Genomic DNA, 5,289 nt, shown 5'->3' on the forward strand with positions numbered 1-5,289 from the left:
GGATGTTTCCTCAAGGCGTAACCGAACCCGGTTGCCATGGAACTTTACCGGTTCTAATCGTCAATTCCTCCATGGTAATTGGTACTTGCTTGATTCAAGATTCCTCCGCCAAGTGTATGCATCTGTTACCAGCTACCGGATCCGGAACTTGAGTCCTTGCAACGTTCCGCTAAGTGAACCGGTTCCGACGAGTCTAACCTACGTACATGGATACTTATCTCCTATCGTTCAAGAATTGAATCCTGTAGTCTTCGCTAAGCTGAGAGTCGACGAGCAGTCGTAGCTGCGTCGATCCTCAGACTCTCATCAGACTATCGTCACTCGTATCATGACTGTCGAGAGTAGCGACTACGTGCAGACTCTCATCTCAGTATACTGACGCGTAGATCCCCATGATAGTCCTCAAGTCCCCTTGATGGTAGTCCCCTTGCGAGTCCTCCACCGTCTCTAACTTTAGGGCTGACGCGTGCATTATTTAGTTTAGCTATCATCTGATAATTCAGGATAATAGCTGACCGAACCGAAAACCCGAACCCGAACCCGAACCCGAACCCGAACCCGAACCCGAACCCGAACCCGAACCTGAACCCGAACCCGAACCCGAACCCGAACCCGAACCTGATGATGATTTACTAGAAACTGATATTTTCCGCTTTCAAAATACTGACGTTCCTGGTACATATTTGTATGTAGCAGCAGCAGAAGCACAAAATATTCGAGAGAACTTTGACAACTTTCAAGAAGAAGGATTAGCTTTTCAGGTAGCAGTAGAACCAGGAGAAGATTTGATTCCTTTGTATCGTTTTCAAAGTACAACTACTTCAGGCACTTATGTTTTTGTGGGACAACAGGAACGTACAGCAATCAATGAGAATTTCTCTGGACAATTTGTGGAGGAAGGATTAGCATTCTATGTTTATGGAGCGGAAGCTAATCGAGCTACACCTTTTTCTCGATTCCAAAATACTGACTTACCAGGAACTTACTTATTTGCAGGGCCAGAAGAAGCAGCAAGTATTGAGGATAATTTCTCTAATTTTGTGAATGAAGGTATTGCTTTTGAAGTAGATACTTAATGCTTCTTAACTTATTCAGGTTTGCTATATCAGCTTTCATAATCACTATCAATTTCTACTTCTAAAGTATCCTCATCAAATCTGACATATAAAATATTAGGACGACAGCACACTTGACAATCTTCAATATAAGATTGTTGCATCCCACCACTAATATCAACAAAAGTGGTATTTGGTTCGCCACAAAAAGCACAATAATATTCTGCGGTAGTTTGCATAATAATTTTAAATAATAAATAATCTAAATTAAATCATTCAACAATTATAGATAAATGATAAATATTAAATAGCTTTTAGAGCAAGTAAAGCTGTTCCATAAGCTGCTTGTATATTTTTAGCAGCTATTACTGGTACTTGTAGATAAATATGGCGTATTTGTTCCCAAGAAAAGTTCTTTGCCCCACCACCTGCTGTATACACTTGAGTTAATTTAGTTGCTCCTAATTCTTGTAATTTACCATATCCTAAAGCTTCGATTCTTGCCATACTTAATAGTAATCCATGTAAAAATTCTAGATCATTATCAGGGCGAGGAGATAACTTAGGAGCTAAATTAGGATTATTAATGGGAAATCTTTCTCCTGGTTTTAATAAAGGATAATATTCTAAAGAGCTTACTGGATTAGGATTAATTTGTGGCGAAAGTTCTTGCAATTCTCGATCGCTAAAAAAGTGCTTTAACACTGCACCTCCTGTATTAGAAGCACCCCCAGTTAACCACAAATCACCCAATCTGTGACTATAAATACCGTATTGACTAGCTGCAACCTTTTTCTTACTGAGTAATTTTAAAACCAAAGTTGAACCGAGAGAAGTTACGGCTTCCCCTGGTTGTGTCGCACCACTGGCTAAAAAAGCTGCAATACTGTCGGTTGTCCCAGTACATACTATACAATCGGCAGGGAAAGAAAAGCGATCGCAAATTTCTGGGGTTACTTCTCCCACAGGTGTACCAGGTGCTAATACTTGGGGAAAAAGCTCGCTAAAAGACAGATTTTGTAACCAATCAGGATAACAAAAATTATCCACATCATAACCCAACTTTAAAGCATTATGATAATCGCTAATACCTAACTTTCCGTGTAGTAAAAACCCCAGCCAATCTGCTTGATGAAGCAAATATTTTGCTTGTTGAAAAAAGGATTGTTGTTGATACCAAAATAACTTAGCCAAGCTAGAGGTTGCACTAATTACTACATGATTTACTGGTGCAATATTTGTAATTTTATCTATTAATAATTTACCTCGATCGTCATTGTATAAAAGAGATTCACCAATAGAATTTCCCGCTCCATTACATAATAATACAGTAGAAGATGTTCCGTTAATTGCGATCGCCTTTATTTGCTTTCTAACTACTAGAGGTATTTGTTCTAGTAAAGAATAAAGTGCTTGTTGCCAATAAGCTCCTAAGTTATGGTTTATTTGGTTACTAAAAGAATAATTAACTTGAACTACTACTGTTTGTTGTTGATTAATAGCAATTCCTCTTGCGCCTGACGTACCAAAATCGATTCCTAAATAATAATTCATGGTTAGTCTTTATCCTTGAACATATAACTTATTTTGAATCGCTCTCCACAAAAAAGTAGATAGAAGAGTACTTAGGACAATAGTAATATGGCAAGATTCTTATTGATACTGCCATATCTACAAAACAAAGTTTTTAAAATTTTTAATTCTTCAGAAAAAAGTGATTTATATCACTGATTAAAAAATCAATAGAAATTAAACTGATTTAGTAATAGTATAGTTCTAAATCATAAAAAAAAATAATCATGACCAGAAAACGGGATGAAAAAATACAAAGTCTAGAAGATTTTTTGGAAGAAGATTTGCCATTTTTAATAAAATCCCATTACGACGATACCATTATTATTATTAAAAAAGAATTACAATTACATAATTTATCTTTCGATGTTGTAGTCTCTCAATACCCTAATTTTTTAGAAAAAATTAAATATCATTTATTTTTCTTTTTTGCTCATCAAATGAGTGAAATCACTCCAGAGCCAAATAATGATTTATATGCTCACTATTGTGCGATCGCTAAAGCATATCGCAATCAATATATTTATTCTTTTGTCGAAAACCAAATCAAAGACAGAACAATCCAAGATATCATCAAATATCAAAAACAACTAGACATAATTTACAAAAAATAGATACATATTCAAACAGATTTGTTTGACTTGAGTATGATAACCTTTTACAGAATAAGAGTCACGGAAAATACAACCGCAGTCAAAACAATTCCCATCTTTGTTTTCCGTCTTGATGTCCGTCTTTTCGAGTATTTAGAAGATTGGCATCGAGGACATTTCATCTTAATTAAATGAGTTTTTTGTGACTATCCTTTTATATTATATCCACTGCTAATTTAGCAACGCCCTAATATTTAACAGTGGTAATTGCTCTTATTTTAAAACAAGAGAATCACCACAACAATTAACTTTGATGTTTCCTGAGTGTTTGTTACTCTGGCAACTTATACTGTTCGACTATTTTTTTCGCATAAGGTGGGACATGGGCTTCTAGCTTTTCAGGATAGTTGCGTTTCACATAGAGATAGTTGCGGGTAAAGTGAGAATCAATGGAAAAACGAGCGTATTCTAAGCCTTTAGGCCCAACTTTTTCAATCACTACACCCATCATCTTAGCAGCCCACATAGGGAGAGTTACAGCGTTATCATAAGCAGGTATACTTTGCTGGACTGCTGCTTTACGGTTTCCTTGAGACGCTACTGGTTGTGTGTCTATCTGATCTTTAATTAATTCCAGCATCTCTTTACCAGTGTCGTTGCGTACCACTATCCATTGCCAACCGAAAGGCGCGCCCATGTATCCCACAACTAAATCTGCTAAGGAGTTGACATAATCAAAGCAACTCATGCAAGAAGGTGCAAAAACATCTTTAAGCTTATTTGTTTTTAAGCCAAAGAAAGGTACTTTTTCGACTGAGCCGTCTTCATGTTTGAAATGTACCCGAAAATCTTGCATAAACTCGTAATGCACTACCGTATCAGGTGATTTACTGGTAGTTTCGAGGAATTTTTGTAAGCCTTCCCGAGTCACGTTATCAACACAAGGAGTACCTAACACGTAGAGTTTTTCTAAACCTAATTCTTTCTCCACTGCACGTAAAGCCTGAATCTGACAGCCTACCCCAATAACTAATAACCGCTTCATTCCTGACTGTTCGATTTGCTCTAAAACATTCAAATTAGGGGAAAGAGTTGGTTTATTTACCTTTGCTGCTAACACTTCTTCAGGAGTTCGCGCAATAATAGGCATTGGTTGGAAGCGATCTTCTTTGGTATTCTGAACACAAACTACTCCTTCTACCAAGCCTTTTTCGAGCATGGTGCAAGCTAAAGAGCTAACAATACCAGTCCATTGCGCCCCTTCAATAGGTTGTTTTTTCCGTGCAGCCATCATCTCTTGATGAACACCGAAATAAAGATCGTCTTCGTTATCTAAATCTCTACTTTGTCCATGAGCTTGCTGTTCCAATTCTGCTACTTGCTGATTGAGAAAAGCACAGGCTTCTTTGACATAATGAATGTAATAAGTGTCGCATAAACCGCATTCGCTACATAATTCTTTTGCTGGACGACGACTACCAGCTTTCAGGGCTTTGGCTTTTTTGTGAGAAGCAACAGTCATATAATAATAAAGATGTTTATTAAGCAATATCTTGGGTAATATCTGTCAGGTTACGGCAAGAGATAGTGTAAAAACCAAGTTTTGTAAATAAATGTAATGCAATTAGTGTCGGAAACGTTAGATTAAGAACTGAGATACTAACTAAGGAATGGGCAAGCCGATCTAGTAAACGGGGCGTACAAGTTCCGCCTCTCTTCGACGAAATCAGCCCCGAACCGAACGCTGACCAAGAGAAGAGCAAGGAATAAGGTAATCAATTAAGAGAAAATTTATTTAAGGCTGTGGCAAATCATACTAAAACTTTTACGAATTAATTTTTTTAACCTCTATTGGGGACAGATAAAGTGCCATAAAATAAACTTTTGACTATCAAATATCTTGAATTAACAACGAGCAAGGGTACAAAAAATCAAAAAAAAATAAACTTGAACCTATTACCTTGACTTGCTACTTACCCGATTATCTTTTTTCACTAAAAAACTTTTTTACTAAGCCCTATGGAATTGAATAAAACGATAGTGTGAACCAATAGAAACTTACAAGCCGA

The 5,289-nt window shown here is 36.8% G+C and carries 5 protein-coding genes and 1 pseudogene; 2 read left to right on the top strand and 4 right to left on the bottom strand.

Features of this window, described 5'->3' with window-relative positions:
* Positions 1-644: 644 nt before the first annotated feature.
* On the top strand, positions 645-1,076 hold the full coding sequence (locus H1P_RS30820; protein ID WP_425461566.1) for a hypothetical protein: 432 nt from the start codon (positions 645-647) through the stop codon (positions 1,074-1,076).
* A gap of 29 nt (positions 1,077-1,105) precedes the next feature.
* Here H1P_RS30820 and H1P_RS30825 read toward each other — a convergent pair whose 3' ends face one another.
* Together H1P_RS30825 and H1P_RS30830 are read right to left on the bottom strand one after the other, a co-directional pair.
* Entirely contained in the window at positions 1,106-1,294 is a 189-nt protein-coding gene (locus H1P_RS30825) for a CPXCG motif-containing cysteine-rich protein (protein WP_144874940.1), read from the bottom strand.
* 64 nt (positions 1,295-1,358) lie between these two features.
* Positions 1,359-2,609 (bottom strand): FGGY-family carbohydrate kinase, encoded by a 1,251-nt coding sequence (locus tag H1P_RS30830; RefSeq protein WP_144874942.1) that lies wholly within the window; start codon positions 2,607-2,609, stop codon positions 1,359-1,361.
* Between the two features lie 245 nt (positions 2,610-2,854).
* Between H1P_RS30830 and H1P_RS30835 the strand changes: the two genes are divergently transcribed.
* Positions 2,855-3,241 (top strand): hypothetical protein, encoded by a 387-nt coding sequence (locus H1P_RS30835; protein WP_144874944.1) that lies wholly within the window; start codon positions 2,855-2,857, stop codon positions 3,239-3,241.
* Here H1P_RS30835 and H1P_RS30840 read toward each other — a convergent pair.
* Together H1P_RS30840 and H1P_RS30845 are read right to left on the bottom strand one after the other, a co-directional pair.
* Positions 3,239-3,402 (bottom strand): annotated as a pseudogene (locus tag H1P_RS30840) (IS1/IS1595 family N-terminal zinc-binding domain-containing protein); the annotation flags it as partial. The gene H1P_RS30835 and the pseudogene H1P_RS30840 overlap by 3 nt on opposite strands.
* Before the next feature lie 149 nt (positions 3,403-3,551).
* Positions 3,552-4,742, bottom strand: a complete 1,191-nt coding sequence (locus H1P_RS30845) for a Coenzyme F420 hydrogenase/dehydrogenase, beta subunit C-terminal domain (RefSeq protein ID WP_144874946.1) — start codon at positions 4,740-4,742, stop codon at positions 3,552-3,554.
* Between the last annotated feature and the right edge of the window lie 547 nt (positions 4,743-5,289).

The sequence above is a fragment of the Hyella patelloides LEGE 07179 genome (assembly GCF_900659865.1).
Taxonomy (GTDB): Bacteria; Cyanobacteriota; Cyanobacteriia; order Cyanobacteriales; family Xenococcaceae; genus Hyella; species Hyella patelloides.